This is a genomic window from Microcoleus sp. D2_18a_B4, assembly GCF_036702475.1.
Taxonomy (GTDB): domain Bacteria; phylum Cyanobacteriota; class Cyanobacteriia; order Cyanobacteriales; family Microcoleaceae; genus Microcoleus.
The window spans coordinates 115630-130813 of the sequence record NZ_JAUBTL010000011.1 but is presented as its reverse complement, the minus strand read 5'-3'; the positions used below and the strand labels follow the sequence as shown (position 1 = coordinate 130813).

The following is a 15184-nucleotide window of genomic DNA, read 5'->3' as shown; positions in this document are numbered from 1 at the left end:
TCTCTCGGTAGGGTTCATTTTATTGTGACAGGAATTTTCGCTTGGTGGGGAGTTGCCCGCGCGTCACAATCAAAGAAACCGGGTTTTTTTTGTTTCTACACTGTCATGCGTCTTCTGGGCAAAAACCGGGTTTCTGAGCGAGACATCACAACTATAATAAAATAACCGTTAAAAGAGGAAAGCCAATGGTGACGAGCCTGAATGTGGATACGGCACTGCTGCAAGAGGCGATCGAACTTGAGGGAGAAATTGAGTTCGAGACTATAGTGGAAATCGCCTTGCGCGAATACATTCAACGCCGCAAATAGCCACAGAATCTCGAACTTAGTTTTGGAGAATCTCTAGCGTGCATTTTGTGAAAAATATCAAGTGCACGAACTCGGTTTAAATCCTGATGAAATTTGGGGATAAGTTCGCGCGAACTTTTGCAGGACGCCAGGTCATTTTTGAATGACTCTGCATTATTTACTCGATACTAACATTATCTCCGAAATAACGGTGGCAATTCCTCCAACCCCAACCCCGCCAAATCCAATTCTGTCTGGCCTTCATCAGCGGCTTTGTAGATTAACTGCAATAAGTGCGATCTCGTCATGCCCTTTGTCTCTGAGTAGTCTTCATTTTATTGTGACCGAAATTTTGGGATCGAGGCGAGAAACCCGGTTTCTATGAATTTTTTGGTTGGGTGACGAGAAATATCGAGAGAAACCCGGTTTCTGAGATTCACGCATGGGGCGAGAAACCCGGTTTCTACAAGCTTTTAGTTGGGTAACGATAAATACACCAAGAAACCCGGTTTCTCAGGTTTGTTTGACCAACAGATGACAAATGGTGCTACGCTGGGGATAGAAAGTTATTTGTTTATGAACCAAATTAAACGTGTGGCCATAGTGGGAGGAACCCACGGAAACGAACTCACAGGAATTTACCTCGTCAAGAAATTCGATCGCGCGCCAGAGTTAATTGGGCGATCGACTTTTGAAACAATCGCCCTGCTAGCCAATCCCAAAGCTTGCGAAATCGGGACACGCTACATCGATATTGACCTCAACCGCTGCTTTAGAAAGCAAGATTTAGAAAATCCCCATCTCTCCAGCTATGAAGCGCAGCGGGCTAAAGAAATTTACCGCATTTTTAGCTCAAAAAACACTCATCAGCCCAACTTAATTATCGATTTGCACAGCACCACATCCAACATGGGGCTAACATTTATTCTTGCCAGCCATCATCCATTTAACCTGCAACTAGCAGCTTATTTAACCTCTGTGTATCCCCACCTCAAGGTACTCGCTTCTACAACCCAGAATCATGATAGTCCTGTGCTGCGATCGCTTTCCGAATTAGGCGGTACGCTGGAAGTTGGTGCTGTGCCGCAAGGGATATTAGATGCGTCTTTATTTCAGCAAACTGAGCAAGTTGTCGGCACGATATTAGACTGCGTAGAATCCTACAATCAAGGCACAATGCCTGCTGCAAAGAATCCCCTGACTATTTATCACACCATCAAGGCGATCGACTATCCCAGAAACGAGAACAGAGAAATTCAGGCAATGATTCATCCTCATCTGCAATTCAGAGATTATCAAGCCCTGAATCCCGGCGATCCGATGTTTTTAACCTTGGATGGTGAGTCGCTCTTGTATGAAGGTAAATCAACCGTTTATCCCATTTTCATTAACGAGGCTGCTTACTACGAAAAAGGAATTGCCATGTGTTTTACCCAAAAGCAAATAGTTGTTAGTTATTAGTTATTAGTCATTAGTCATTAGTTATTTCGGGAGAGGGTTCGGGTGACAAAAACTCCTCTTTAGAAGCCGTAGTAAAAGAACGCAATTCCTTCCATATTTCCAAAGTGATAATACAGGTAATCAGCCACACCAAACCCGCCGTATAACCAGCAATAACATCGGTAGGCCAGTGAACTCCTAGGTAAAGCCGGCTCAAACCAATAGCAGCAATTAATACAACTGTCAAGCTGTAAATCGACCAGCGCTGCTTGGGAAAGCGTGCACCCAAAAAATATCCTAGCAAACCGTAAATAACCATTGAAATCATCGCGTGACCGCTAGGAAAACTGTAAAATGTTACATTAACAACGCGCTCCCAAAGTTGAGGTCGATCGCGGGCAAAAAGTTTTTTTAACAGTAAATTTAAACCGATCGCTCCCCCAGCCGCGAGCGCAATAGTTGCGGCTTCCGATCGGTGATTGCGCGCTAGCAAAACAATACCCAAAGTCAGACAAATCACTAGGAGCAACTTCGGCTCGCCCAAAAAGGTAAAGCCCAGCATTACTCCATCGCGCAGCGGAGTGTGAAGGCTCCTGAGATATAGTAAAATAGATGTATCGAAAGCGTAACTTTGTTTTCCCAACACGTCTTCGGCAATGGTGGCAAATCCCCACATCCCCAAAGCAGCAACAGCAAGCCCGGCCAGCCGAATTATCGAAATGAGCGATCGAATTTTAGAACCCATTCTTGAACTCATTAAAATTTTAAAATTTCCAACTCAAAATAATACAACAAATATAGGAAACGAAAACGCCTTACCCATCGTCTAGATTCTTGATCCCCTCTATTCTGAATCATTAATTGATTTTTCACTACCCACCTCAGCTTTTACATCCAACGGGCGAATGACTATACTATCAAAAAAATACATTTCGGCAATTTTGTTGACCTTGGGGTTGACAAGTCTGTCTAGCTGTGCTAATAACAGCGGAGTAAGTGCGCCGATCGCCGAAGCCAACACCATCGCCCAGCGTCTCGTCTCTACCGCAGTCGCCCAAAAGCCCAACAACCCGCAATTCGGCCAGCCGATCGACTGTACCCTAGGCAAAGACTGTTTTGTAATGCTGTATTTCGATCGAGAACCCGGCCCCACCGCCGTAGATTTTGGCTGCGGGCGCCAAACCTACGACGGCCACAACGGCACAGACTTTGCCATTCCCGACGCCAAAGCAATGGCAAAAGGAGTTCCAGTGATTGCCTCCGCAGCAGGCAAAGTTTTGCGAGCACGAGATGGTGTGGTCGATCGGCGTTTACAAAACGAGACAGACAAAGCCAGCATCGCAGGCACAGAATGCGGCAACGGCATGGTAATCGACCACGGCGCAGGTTGGGAAGCCCAATACTGCCACCTCCGCAAAGGCAGCGTTGCCGTCAAACCGGGTACGCAGGTAGAAAAAGGCACTGTTTTGGGCATGGTGGGAAACTCTGGGAATACATCTTTCCCTCACGTACACGTAACTTTTCGCTATCAAGGCAAACCCGTAGATCCGTTTGTCGGCCCCGACGCGAAGGTAGGCTGCAACATCGCCCGCAACCCAATTTGGGACAAGCCTCTCGACTATATTTCCACGGGTTTAATTCGGGCCGGTTTTGCCAATAAGCCACCCGATATGAACGCTGTCTGGGAAGGACAATTTTCAGAGACTCAACTCCCTGCAAACAGTCCAGCTTTGTTGTTTTGGGTGCAAAGTTACGGAGTGCTCAAGGGCGATCGCGAACAATACAAATTATTTGCACCCAACGGCACAACCATCGCCGATCAAACCAATGAAATTAAAGCCCCCAGCCGCACTTGGTTGGGTTATGTCGGCAAAAGAAACAGTACAAACTCTCCTCTGATTCCCGGAGTTTGGCGGGCAGAATACCGGTTGACGCGGGGCGATCGAGTTTTGACAGAAGTCAAGCGAGAAGTTGAGTTGCGTTAGTGGCTAAGTTACTCATACCAAATTCCTTTGAAAACGAGCATCAAATATGTTAAAATAAAAACAATATTTTTTCATTTTTGATGGTCAAGTTTTCCTTGCCTCCTAATAAAAATGTCATACAGCCAATTTACCAACCTAGAAATGATTGAAACCAACTTTGGCATAACCATTGCTGACAAAGTTGGTATTTTTGCCGATTTACCAGAAGCCGAGTATAGCGAGCTTCTCAGCCAAACTCTGCAAGAAAACATTTCTTTGGCTTTAGCAATTAATACCGAAAAAGCTCGCTCAGAATTAATTGTCACACCTATTTTAGTAGAAGTTAGAAAGCAGTTTAAGTATCAAATTAGCTTTTTTTCCGGCAAAGAGTTTAATGTAGATTTAGAAAAAGGATTAACTGGTTTCTGTGACTTTCTGATTAGTCGTTCTCCCGAACAACTGCTAATAAAAGCCCCGGTTGTCGCCTTGGTTGAAGCTAAAAATGATAATATCCAAGCTGGACTTCCACAATGTATGGCAGAAATGATTGCAGCTCAAATCTTTAATGAAAGAAGAAACAATAATATTTCCGAAATATATGGGGTGGTCACAACAGGGACAAATTGGAAATTTTTACGGCTTAGCAATCAAATTATGGAAGTTGATTTAAATGATTATTTTATTGATAATATTAGTAAAATTATTGGCATCTTAAAATATTTGATCGATGCAGCTAACCTATGAAACTGGGAGCCAGCTTATGAAATTTGCTCAATATAGATAAATTTAACAATGACTTAACCATAATTTTTACAAGATCACAAATTCTCCGGGACAATGTAGCTTTCATCAGCTTGTTGTCGCCGGCTCGATCGCTCATCCTTCCCCGTCGAACGCGAGCGTTCGGGAGGGTGGTTTGGATGGGGAGAATTTAGGGCAAATTGTTCCAAGCTTGAGCCACAATGTCGCTCAGCCATAGCCTCTGAGCAAAATCGAGCAGATTGTCGTCGGCTAGTACCTCAGCCTTTAATTCATCCAAAGACTGAGATCGCGATCGAGCTATTTGAATCACACCCGCGATCGCCGACGCCACCAATTCTTCATTCAGCGGCTGCTGTCGCAAAGCAATCATTTCTTGAGGATTCGTAGGAATGGGATAATTCATGAGATTGCATACCGAAAGGAGTAGATATTCAGCCACTGCGGGCCAACCGAGAGCAAGAGCGATCGAAAACCTAAAAATCTGAGAACATTGTAAACTTATGTGAACGAACCTGACGGTCAACTGGGTACAGTTAGACCGCAGGCTTCTTTTTCCTTTTTTGCAAAGGCTTTTTTGAGTGACGAAGTTCCCCCGCCACTTTTGTAATTCAGGCCAATCTTTTTGATCAGCTTAGCTGAATTTTCGTCTCGATCCAAAGATTCTCCACACTGACAGGAATGCCACCGCGCAGACAATTCTTTCGGTACTTTATTGAGGCAATTCCAGCAGTGTTGAGAAGTTCCATTGGGATCTATAAACAAAACGCTCTTACCTAATTTCCCAGCAACATATTTGAGGACGGTCACAAATTGACCGTGAGCCGCATCAAGCATTGATTTATTCAAACCACTTTTAGCAGCTTGCCCATTTGGTAAATAAACCAAGTTACCATTCTCAATATCAGTCTTAGGCTTGGCGCGTCTAGTCAGATTCTTGATACTCAAACCTTCAACTATTAAAACATCACATTTGCTAAATAACTCATGTGCTGCTTTGAATTGAAAATCCAGCCTTGCCCTGGCTACAAATTGGTGGAGTTTAGAAATTTTACCCTTGATAATTTGCCAAGGTTTAGAATTCTTGACTCTATTAGCTAGCTTCGCTTGAAGTCTTGCTAATTTCTCAGCAGATTTCCTTAAGAACCTAGGGTTTTCAATTCTGTCGCCAGTGGAAAGATAGACATAATTGGTGATTCCCAAGTCAATACCGAGACTGTTTTCTTCGGTCGGTTGAATTTCTACAACCGTTACGGGAACTGTTGTATCTTCTAGCGTCAGGGAAATATACCACCCATCTGCTTCTTTGATAACACTTCCAGTCTTAACCTTGAAACCTGTCGGTATTCGACGATGAAAAACCATCGGTACTTGACCTATTTTTTTGAGGTCAATACAAATCCTATTTTGCTCATCCTTGATAATATCGAGATTATCCAATTGAGGGTAAGTAAAAGATTTGTAGTAATGGAAACCCTTGAATTTGGGTTGACCTCTACGATTGCCGTTTTTGTCCGGTGTTGTAAAATTTGAAAAGGAAGTTTCCACTCGGTTGACCACATCCTGCAAAACCTGAGAATCTAGGTTTTTATAATCAGAAAATAGCTTCTTGGTGTTTTTTAAGTCAGCTAACTGTATGGTTTGCCATTGCACATAACCGCCTTCAACGTTTGAGAAAACATCACCTGTTTTCGTTAAAGGATTACCCAATTCATCTTTTTTTCTACCATCTCTAGTTTGTACCCTGGTCAAAGGGATATTTTTATAGACTTCTTCAATTGGAACTATAGATGCAGTCAGAGGGCAAGCGTTAATAGTCGTTCTCGTTGACTCCCACCATCTAAATCTTTCACTTAGTCGGTAGTTATATTGCCTGCGACAAAGCTCTAGGTGTGTTGTAATGGTTGTTAGTTGAGCTTTTGTAGGTTTAAGGCGGTATTTGTAAGTTAGCTGCATAAGAAACTTCCTTTTTCGACCTTTTTACAGTATAGTTGGTGTCGGTCACGAAGACAATACTGATAATAAGAAATAATCAAGCTTCGTAAACAATATAAGTCTCTGGCAAGTTGTTAATTTAAAAACAGATTTCCTGCGAGAGTTTATAACTTTTTCAACAATCATGAGGTACATTATCACTCAATGTGTTCACGGTGTATAATTGTCGGTCTTCGTCCGCGACGACCGACGCGCCTTTCATCACGCTCGGTAATTTATTTGGGGTACTTCGCGCTTGCGCTCAGATGTTTCCCCTCTAAATATACCGAGAGACTTCTCGGCTGACAGTTAAAACTCAATAAGTATTCGGGAGTATAGCCTACTTTGCTCCCTTGTCAACTCCCCCATCTTTATTAATTTATTCAGCATTGAGAGCCTAATCATGCAAGAAATTCTTTATCTAGAAGTCCCGACACCAGATACAGCAGCCGTCTGCACTTGGTTGCAGCACGAATTCGATCCCGGAATCGGAGAAAAAATTATTACTCCTGACGGTTTTCGCCTGCTTTCACCAGGCACAACAGCCGAGGTTCTCAAGTCTGGAACTCAAAAGGCCAATCCAAAACCCGCCTTGGCTGACACCAATTCAGGAAACCAAAATTGGCGATCGACAGAACTTTCCACCTTTGTCTGGTCACTGCAACGCACAACTTATTTAAAAGTCTTTCGTCTAGAAGACGCCCCCGCTGGAGAAAGAAAGTTCCTGGAAGCTCTGAATCTTGCTGTGAGAAACAAGTTTCCCGATCGCTACCGGGAACCCCCTGTCATAGACCTCTCCAAACAGTCAATTTTTGACGATCTTGCCCCCTATTACCCATTGACCGTCAAATACTTCCAAAAAATGCCGAATGGCGAATACGACCTCAAGCGCGTCTACTGGTGGGAACAGCGTTGGCGCGAAAGCACTCGCAATCCTCAAAAGCCAAAACAAGTAGTGTTTTTGAAGGAAGAGGCAACAGGGAAGAAGGCAGAAGCAAGAGGGAAGAAGGCAGAAGCAAGAGGGAAGAAGGCAGAAGACACGATTTTGGTGTCTGATTCTGGCGATACTTTTTACGACTTAATTTATATTGGCGGGGCCTTGGGAGTGATTCACGCCGCAGTCATGGCGAGATTGGGCTACCGGGTGCTGCTAGTTGAGCGAATGCCTTTCGGGCGGATGAATCGCGAGTGGAATATTTCGCGGGATGAAATTCAAAGCTTAATTGATTTGGGTTTATTTACTGCGGCAGAAATCGAAACTTTGATTGCCAGAGAATACAAAGATGGCTACAACAAGTTTTTTGATGCTAACAATCCGCTCGTGGCTAAAGCGCCAGTTCTGCACACACCCAAGGTACTAAATGTAGCTTTGGACGGAGAGAAATTGCTGAATTTAGCGGGAGTGAAGCTAACAGAAGCTGGCGGGGAAATCTGGGACGAAACTGAGTTTATCAGAGCCGATGTTGAAGCGGAAAAAGTAGTAGTTCAGGGCCGCCACTTGCCGACAAAAGCCGATCGCACTGCATTAGGACGGCTGCTGGTGGATGCAATGGGTTCGGCTTCTCCCATCGCTTGGCAATTGAACGAAGGGCGGACTTTTGACAGCGTTTGTCCGACAGTGGGAGCAGTCATCGACGGAGGATTTGAGCCGGGAATATGGGATTCCGAGTACGGGGATGTACTCCACACTCACGGGGACATTTCCCGCGGACGCCAGCTCATTTGGGAGTTGTTTCCCGGCGCCGGCACAGAACTGACAGTTTATCTATTTCACTACCACCAAGTACATCCAGAGAACCCCGGTTCTTTGCTGGAAATGTACGAGGATTTTTTCGCAATTTTGCCGGAATACCGCCGCTGCGATGTCGATAAATTGGTGTGGAAAAAACCGACCTTTGGTTATATTCCGGGGCATTTTAGCAGCAACAGCAGCGATCGCTCCGTGGCGATCGATCGCCTAGTCTCGATCGGCGACGCAGCATCCTTGCAATCTCCCCTCGTTTTCACCGGCTTCGGCTCTCTTGTCCGCAATCTTTTTCGCTTAACAGACCTTTTGGATACAGCATTAAAGCACAATTTGTTGACGGCAAATCACTTAAACCAAATTCGCGCCTACCAGAGCAATGTTTCAGTAACTTGGCTATTTTCTAAAGGCATGATGGTTCCTACCGGCAGCAGTTTGCCACCCCAAAGAATTAATTCAATGCTCAATACCTTTTTCGGTATTTTGGCAGCACAAAAACTCGCCGTCGCCGAAACTTTTATTAAAGACAGAACCGACTGGCTAACTTTCAATCGACTGGCGCTCGAAGCAGCCGGAAAAAACCCTTCTCTCCTCTTGTGGATTTTAGATTTTGTCACCTTGGGGGATATTTGGCGCTGGCTGGGAAGTTACTTGAATTTTACTCTGCTGGCTTTGGCCAGTTTGCTGTTCGGATGGCTTCCCAGCTTCGCCCGCAGGGTACAACCTTGGTTGGAGCCCCGGTATCCGGCTGTTTGGCTGTGGCTGTTGGCTACCAGCTATGCTCTCACCTACGGCATGGGAAAGGGGAGAAAAGAGCAAGACTTAAGTACCAAATAGTTCGCTAAAAATATCCATAGTTAATCGTTGAGGAGAAGTTTTGTGTTTGCCGTCAAGCGAGCGCTCAAATTGAATAACCGGGAAGCGACCTTGATGGCAAAACACGCAGGATTTCGGCGGGTAGTGTTTAACATGGGGTTGAGCTTGCGGACTCAAATGTATAGCGGGGGACAATTCACGGACTCACAGGTACTTAACGAAGTCAAAAAAGTTCTCACCCACTACGTCAAGAAACAGCCTGAATTCGCTTGGATGAATCAATTATCTAGTCGAGTTTATCAAAATGCTTTGATTGACTTGAAAGATGCTTTTAGTCGGTATCGCTCTGGAAAAGCAGGTCATCCAAGATTTGCTAGTCGCCGAGACGGTCAATCTTTTACAGTTGATTCGTCTAACGGCAAAGTTTTACTAAATGCTGGCAGCACGATCAAGATTCCTACATTGGGAACTTTTCGACTCTACGAAGCCCGCTTAATGCGGTTATGTGTCTCAAACTTTTACGATTTCAAAAGAAGGAAGTCGTTGGTTTGTTTCCTTTGGCGTTGATGCCGAACGTTTGCCAGTTCAACAACCTGAGAATGCTGTAGGAATCGATTTAGGCATCAAGTATGCGGCCACGCTGTCAACTCAGCAGGTCTTTGAGGCGCCGAAGCCGTTAAAAAAAGCGAAAACCAAGCTTGCTACCTTGCAGCGCCAAGCATCAAAACAGGTAATAGGCTCCCAAAATCAGCGCAAAACCTACCATAAAATCCGTCGGCTCCATGCACGGATAGCTCGTATTCGCTTAGATTTTCTTCACAAGCTAACAACTTATTTAGCCCAAACTTTTAAGCTAATTAAGATTGAAAACTTGAACGTTCAAGGAATGATGGCGAACCACAAGCTGTCCGGGGCAATATCGGATATAGGTTTTTACGAGTTCAAACGTCAACTCGATTATAAGTGTAAAATGTATGGGGCAAATTTAGTGCTGGTAGACCAATGGTTCCCCAGCACTAAAACTTGTTCTAATTGTGGCACTAAAAAAGATATGCCACTAAGCATTCGGACTTTTGACTGTCCCGCTTGTGGCATATCTTTAGATCGTGATTTCAACGCCAGCATCAACATTTTAAACTGGGAACCCTCGGCTTGAGGGGGATAGCCTACTTATCTTGGGATTAGCCGTCTACCCAACAGCGTAGGAAGTAAACTCCGAATTGTGTCTAAAGATGGCTTTAGGTAAGTTTAGATAAGTTTTACAAAGCAGTGTTGAGTTTTGAGTGTTGACTCAAAACTAGCAACTTCAGTTCGCTATCGAAAACTCGGCAATTCAATTTCAGCTAGCGATCGACGTTTTTTAGAAGCCCGCAGCGGACTGGCAATCAAGCTCAGCCAGTCTGGTTGGGCGACTGCTGTAGGTTTTGCCACACTCGATCGCACTTCTTGAATGCCAAAGGTTTCAACAGAGTTCAAAATTTGAAAAGCCCTAGCCAATTCTTGAGCCTCCACTTTGGTAGCAGTTTCGGCGGGTTCAGACTCAGCCATCGGCAGTTCAGGTTCCGCAACCGGTTCGGCCGAGTCAGTTGCCGGCTCATCAGGCTGGTTGGTTTCGCTCTTGTGCAATTGAATGCCGGACACTTCGGCTAATTTGTTGAGTTCCAGATTGGCTGGGGATTCAGGCTCGATCGCCTCGGCAGCAGCGGCTACCTCTAGAAGCCCTTCTGGTTCCGACCAAGGTTGGACAGGGGAAGCGTTGAAGGCTGGCGGCACTGGCATCTGAGAGCTTTTGACCGCCGCGAGCAAAGATTCTAATTGTGCGCTGGCGGTTTCCAGATTATTGTCAGGCTGCTCGATCCTCGGCGACTTTACCTGTGGCCTGTCCAAACTTCTTTCCAAGGCAGCTTTGAATTGCAGAGTGTGGCGCTGCTGGCGGTGCAAGCGGGCTCGCAATTCCCTGCAAATATTTTCTGTGGCTACTAACTGGTGTAACTGTTCGTTGTAGCGCTGCACAGTAGACGCACATTCTCGCTCAACAGTCGCTAGCCTGACTTGGCTGGTTGCCAACTGACTTCTTAAACTTTCGACTAAAATTTCTTGACTTTGGAGGGTTTGATGGGAAACTTCCACTTTGCCAAACAACCGCGTCAATTGTTCTTGAGTATTTTCGAGTTCTGCAGTCCGCTGTTCTAGCAAAGTTTCGCGATTCTGCAAGGTTTTTTGGGACTCTTCCAGAGCTGTTTCTAGCTGCGCGATGCGCTGTAAAAGGTCGCGGTTGCATTCGTGCAGCGCTTGCATAAGGGTGACTGGGGTCGATCCTTTGCCCTTGGCCTGTTCGGCATTCCCAAGCAGATTTTTTAGATTCTCTGACATCGGGGGCGAGCCCGCCTCAGTCGGCTGTGTCGGAGATTGCGAATTTTTTGTTTCAGGTTTTGTGGGAATTGCATCTACGCTGATGGCGTTGGGAAAATCTACTGTTTGCCAGTCTTCTTCTGGCTGTTGGGGAACCGTTGCGGGAGTGTCTGTCGCATCGGGGGCGATCGGCTCAAAACCCCCAGTAGCAGCAAAATCTGAATGAAATGGTTCGGTATCGGATGGAACAGCAGGGTGCGGTTGGTGCTGATGGGCTCGAAGATCAGCTTCTGACATGGCTTTTTATCCCAATACTCACAGGGTCTCAGATACAGTCTATCCTTAGAGATTCTACAGAAGGAAGCCCCTCAGTGATAGTTGTTGTCATTTTTTCTGTTTTTTCGGACAATAGCGTCTGAATCGAGTGGCGCGATCGAACTACAACCCGAACTCAAATTAAGGCGTAAGATGCGCCTGCGATCGCCCTACAGACGTGAGTTTTTCGCCCAGAGTCCTATTAAAATAATTTTTCCCGATCTCTAACGCACTGTTTCGGTATCCGTGCGATCGCCTAAGCTTTAACAACTGCAAAATGTTTGTCAATGATTGCTGGAACTTCTGCCGGTGCAATGCGAGTGTAGCGAGTTTTGTCCGGCATCACAACTATATTTGGGCCTGCTTTACACTGTTTGAGACATCCGGTTCCCTGTACTGTCACTTCGTCTTCTAAACCGCGCGCATTCAAAGCATTTTCTAAAGCTTTACAGACTCCTCCAGCGCCCCGCTTCAGGCAGTCGGATTTTTGACATACTAATATTTTGGTTTGGGTTTTTGCCGGAGCTTTTACAGTTTTAGCTGCTGTGGGAGAGCTGACTTCGGTTTTAGCGATCGCGCGATCGTCCGATGTCAATACTGCAACAGGCAGATTGGTGGAGTCGAGCAGTTCTGGCGATCGAGCATTTTGACCTTGAGCCAGCTTGAGGCTGCGAGCTTTAAGTTTTATTTTACCGTTTTTCAAGTTGAGTTCTTTCTCACCTACCACTTCAACTTTCAACCCGGGCGTCAAAACAGGTAACAGAAATGACCGCAATTCCTTGCACAGTTTAACAAGATATTCTACTCCCCGAGCATTGCTAATTCGCAAATATTTAAGTTTGCAGCCATCTTCAATAATCAGACTGACGATTTCTCCTTCTAAACTGAATTCGGAAACTTGCTTGCCAGATTTATACATTGTTATGACTCCTTTAAATCCGTTACATCCATTACATCTTGTACGCTGCTCGTTGCCGAACTTCCTTCTACCTTTAGCCCCTTTGCCAGCAGCATTCCAGCCACTGCACCAGTTCGCCCCGAGGGGCACTGACTTGCCTCAACACGCTCATTAACTGAGCCGCTTGTTTAGCAGTGTTGACTTTTGCCCGCAAAGGTTGGTCTACCGCACACCAGCAGGGAATTTCTAGCTCTTGCAAGCGTTTGTAAACTTGCCACCTATCTAGCCAACTCACTTGCACAATGTCACAAACTTCTAATTCTGGATCTGCTGGATTCATTTTTTAACAACAGTAATAATTTGCATTAATTTTTGCTCCTGACCGATCGCCAGCAGAAGTTAAAAGCTAGATTTCCCAAGAAAATCAAGGATTATCAAAAGCCCTGCCTGAAAAATTCTGCCTTTTCCCTTCTACCTTCTGCCTTCAGGAGGTTCGCCCCATTTTCAGGAAGCGTTCAGAACGAGAATCTTTTTAAGCATAACCCAACTGCTAATTATTCTCAATAGGTTTAGAAAAAAATTTTCCTACTCTACAAAATATTCCACTATTGAGGCAGACTCTGCTTGACTGGTAAATTTACGGTGCTAAACTGACTCTATTGGCAACAAAACTGCCTATTGAGAGGAGAACACACATGGCTGAGACTCAGAGTGCATTAAGACCGTTTGGCCACATAGCCGAAAACCCAGTTCTACTGGAACATTCAGTCACAGCACCGATTTGTGAAGGAATGAACGCGCTGCTGGCCAGTTTTCAGGCTCTATACCTGCAATATCAAAAACATCATTTTGTGGTGGAAGGGGCAGAATTTTACTCCTTGCACAAATTCTTTGAAGAAAGCTACGGAGAAGCTCAAGATAGCGTCCACGAGCTGGGCGAACGGTTAAACGGATTGGGCGGCATACCAGCAGCTAGCTTTAGCAAGTTAGCCGAGTTGTGCTGTTTTGAGCCGGAAGCCGACGGCGTATATTCCTGCCGCCAAATGCTAGAACACGATTTAATTGCGGAGCAAGCTATCCTCGGTTTGCTGCGCCGTCAAGCAGGACAAGCAGAAAGTTTGGGCGATCGAGCTACCCGCTACCTCTACGAAAAAATCCTGCTAAAAACAGAAGAGCGAGCTTATCACATTTCCCACTTCCTCGCCCCCGATACCTTAGTGCAGTTGAACTTGAACTAACAATTCTTCTTCTTCCTCTTCCTTAGCACACGTGGCACAGGCGTCTCGCCTGTGAATTTTGACAGTTCATTATCTTAGATCGAAAAAAAAGCGAGCAGTTTTGTGACTGCTCGCTTTTTTTATACAAAGTGCGTTTGAACCGCTGGGAATTAAGGCGCTAAAGCATTCCCACGCAACAAGCTACCAATGGTTTTCGCAGTAATTTTCATCTGAATGAAAGGATTAGCGGGTACCACGGTTTTATACAAGTAGCTATCGAATGTGAGCTTCTGCACATCGCGATCGGCACACATTTCCACAAAAGCTTCGCGGGTAGCGTCGGAACGGTAGAACACGCGCTGCAAAATGTCAAGAACTTTGTAAGTAATGCCGTAGGCTTTATCCCACCGCTTCAGGTAAAGCTTGATTTCCTCTTCAGTCGGAATGCGCGCGCCTTTATTGGAAATCTCAACAATAGTTTCGGCGCACATCCGGCCAGACTTGGCGGCAAAATAGATACCTTCGCCAGAAGACTTGGTAACGTAACCTGCGGCGTCGCCTACGAGAGCAACTCGGCCGACAACCCGGCGGGGACGCGGATGTTCCGGGATGGGGTGAGCTTCCACTTTAATAATCTCACCGCCCATCAGTTTTTTGGCAGCGCGGGCGCGGACTCCTGCTTGCAGCTTTTTGATGCTGGCTTGATTGACTTTCATCGTGCCGGTACCGACGGCTACGTGGTCGTATTTGGGGAACACCCAAGCGTAGAAGTCGGTAGATACGTCGTCGCCGACGTACATTTCGGCTAAGTCTTCGTAGTAAGCCATTTTATCTTCCGGCAGGCGGATGCGCTCTTGGAAGGCGATCGCATAATTGTAGTCGCCAGCGTCGATCGCCTTTGCTACGCGGGAGTTAGCGCCGTCAGCCCCAATTACCAAATCCACTTTCAGAGTTTTCTGAATACCCATTGCGCTGCCGTCGGAGTGGTCGGCATAGTGGAGAGTGTAGGGGTCTGTATTGTTGCCGGGAATTTCTAATTTGTGAACGGTGCCGTTAATCAGTTTTGCACCCAAGGAAGCGGCGCGATCGCGCATGAAGCCATCGAGCACTTCGCGGCGGCACATACCGATGTATTCGTGTGCGTTTTCAATATTGATGTCCACCTCGACGTTGGAGGGGGAGATCATTTTCATTTTTCTGACTTGGCGGTCAATAATACTTTGCGGCAAGTCAAATTCGCTGACCATGCACAGGGGAATCGCCCCACCGCAGGGTTTGGCGTTGTCTAATTTACGCTCGAATAGGTATGTTTCGATGCCTGCTTTTACCAGTGTTTCGGCGGCGGAAGAACCCGCAGGGCCTGAACCTACTACTGCAACCCTTAGTGTCAAAGCTTTTCTCTCCAGTTTTTTTCTATA

General features: G+C 45.8%; 15 protein-coding genes. 8 read left to right on the top strand and 7 right to left on the bottom strand.

Annotation, left to right across the window (positions count from 1 at the left end; all coding sequences use genetic code 11):
• Positions 1 to 185 precede the first annotated feature (185 nt).
• Positions 186 to 308 (top strand): type II toxin-antitoxin system VapB family antitoxin, encoded by a 123-nt coding sequence (locus tag QUB04_RS09445; protein WP_333283590.1) that lies wholly within the window; start codon positions 186 to 188, stop codon positions 306 to 308.
• A 555-nt stretch (positions 309 to 863) separates the two neighbouring features.
• Positions 864 to 1748, top strand: a complete 885-nt coding sequence (locus QUB04_RS09440; protein ID WP_333283628.1) for an aspartoacylase — start codon at positions 864 to 866, stop codon at positions 1746 to 1748.
• Between the two features lie 10 nt (positions 1749 to 1758).
• Here the strand turns inward: QUB04_RS09440 and QUB04_RS09435 are convergent, their stop codons facing one another.
• Entirely contained in the window at positions 1759 to 2484 is a 726-nt protein-coding gene (locus QUB04_RS09435) for a phosphatase PAP2 family protein (RefSeq protein ID WP_333283588.1), read from the bottom strand.
• 148 nt (positions 2485 to 2632) lie between these two features.
• On the opposite strand from QUB04_RS09435, the gene QUB04_RS09430 reads away from it, so the two are divergent.
• Both QUB04_RS09430 and QUB04_RS09425 read left to right on the top strand, forming a co-directional pair.
• Positions 2633 to 3712 carry a M23 family metallopeptidase gene (locus QUB04_RS09430; protein WP_333283586.1) on the top strand — a complete coding sequence of 360 codons (1080 nt, stop codon included), beginning with the start codon at positions 2633 to 2635 and terminating at the stop codon, positions 3710 to 3712.
• Between the two features lie 111 nt (positions 3713 to 3823).
• Complete coding sequence (locus QUB04_RS09425; RefSeq protein ID WP_333283584.1) at positions 3824 to 4435, top strand: hypothetical protein; 612 nt, start codon at positions 3824 to 3826, stop codon at positions 4433 to 4435.
• 187 nt (positions 4436 to 4622) lie between these two features.
• Here QUB04_RS09425 and QUB04_RS09420 read toward each other — a convergent pair whose 3' ends face one another.
• Positions 4623 to 4856, bottom strand: coding sequence for a hypothetical protein (locus tag QUB04_RS09420; protein WP_190662685.1), 234 nt, complete (start codon positions 4854 to 4856; stop codon positions 4623 to 4625).
• A gap of 116 nt (positions 4857 to 4972) precedes the next feature.
• Positions 4973 to 6406 carry a transposase gene (locus tag QUB04_RS09415; protein ID WP_333283582.1) on the bottom strand — a complete coding sequence of 478 codons (1434 nt, stop codon included), beginning with the start codon at positions 6404 to 6406 and terminating at the stop codon, positions 4973 to 4975.
• A 421-nt stretch (positions 6407 to 6827) separates the two neighbouring features.
• Here QUB04_RS09415 and QUB04_RS09410 point away from each other — a divergent pair, with 421 nt between their 5' ends.
• From QUB04_RS09410 to QUB04_RS09400, 3 genes are read left to right on the top strand one after another with little or no spacing between them, the layout of a single operon-like run.
• Positions 6828 to 9005, top strand: coding sequence for a flavin-dependent dehydrogenase (locus tag QUB04_RS09410; protein ID WP_333283580.1), 2178 nt, complete (start codon positions 6828 to 6830; stop codon positions 9003 to 9005).
• Positions 9006 to 9047: 42 nt separating this feature from the next.
• A complete protein-coding gene (locus QUB04_RS09405) occupies positions 9048 to 9551 on the top strand; it encodes a helix-turn-helix domain-containing protein (RefSeq protein WP_333283578.1) in 504 nt (167 codons plus the stop codon).
• The gene (locus QUB04_RS09400; protein ID WP_333283576.1) at positions 9490 to 10140 is read left to right on the top strand and encodes an RNA-guided endonuclease TnpB family protein; all 651 of its coding nucleotides are present in this window, start codon (positions 9490 to 9492) and stop codon (positions 10138 to 10140) included. The genes QUB04_RS09405 and QUB04_RS09400 overlap by 62 nt, the downstream gene beginning before the upstream one ends.
• Positions 10141 to 10298: 158 nt before the next feature.
• On the opposite strand, the gene QUB04_RS09395 is transcribed toward QUB04_RS09400, so the two are convergent.
• The 3 genes from QUB04_RS09395 to QUB04_RS09385 form a co-directional block, all read right to left on the bottom strand.
• Entirely contained in the window at positions 10299 to 11633 is a 1335-nt protein-coding gene (locus QUB04_RS09395; RefSeq protein ID WP_333283573.1) for a hypothetical protein, read from the bottom strand.
• A 274-nt stretch (positions 11634 to 11907) separates the two neighbouring features.
• Positions 11908 to 12699 (bottom strand): (2Fe-2S) ferredoxin domain-containing protein, encoded by a 792-nt coding sequence (locus tag QUB04_RS09390; protein ID WP_333283571.1) that lies wholly within the window; start codon positions 12697 to 12699, stop codon positions 11908 to 11910.
• Positions 12644 to 12889 (bottom strand): Asr1405/Asl0597 family protein, encoded by a 246-nt coding sequence (locus QUB04_RS09385; RefSeq protein ID WP_333283568.1) that lies wholly within the window; start codon positions 12887 to 12889, stop codon positions 12644 to 12646. The genes QUB04_RS09390 and QUB04_RS09385 overlap by 56 nt, the downstream gene beginning before the upstream one ends.
• Positions 12890 to 13244: 355 nt before the next feature.
• On the opposite strand from QUB04_RS09385, the gene QUB04_RS09380 reads away from it, so the two are divergent.
• Entirely contained in the window at positions 13245 to 13787 is a 543-nt protein-coding gene (locus tag QUB04_RS09380) for a Dps family protein (protein ID WP_006632871.1), read from the top strand.
• Between the two features lie 149 nt (positions 13788 to 13936).
• On the opposite strand, the gene chlP is transcribed toward QUB04_RS09380, so the two are convergent.
• Entirely contained in the window at positions 13937 to 15157 is a 1221-nt protein-coding gene (chlP, locus tag QUB04_RS09375; RefSeq protein ID WP_333214679.1) for a geranylgeranyl reductase, read from the bottom strand.
• Positions 15158 to 15184 lie beyond the last annotated feature (27 nt).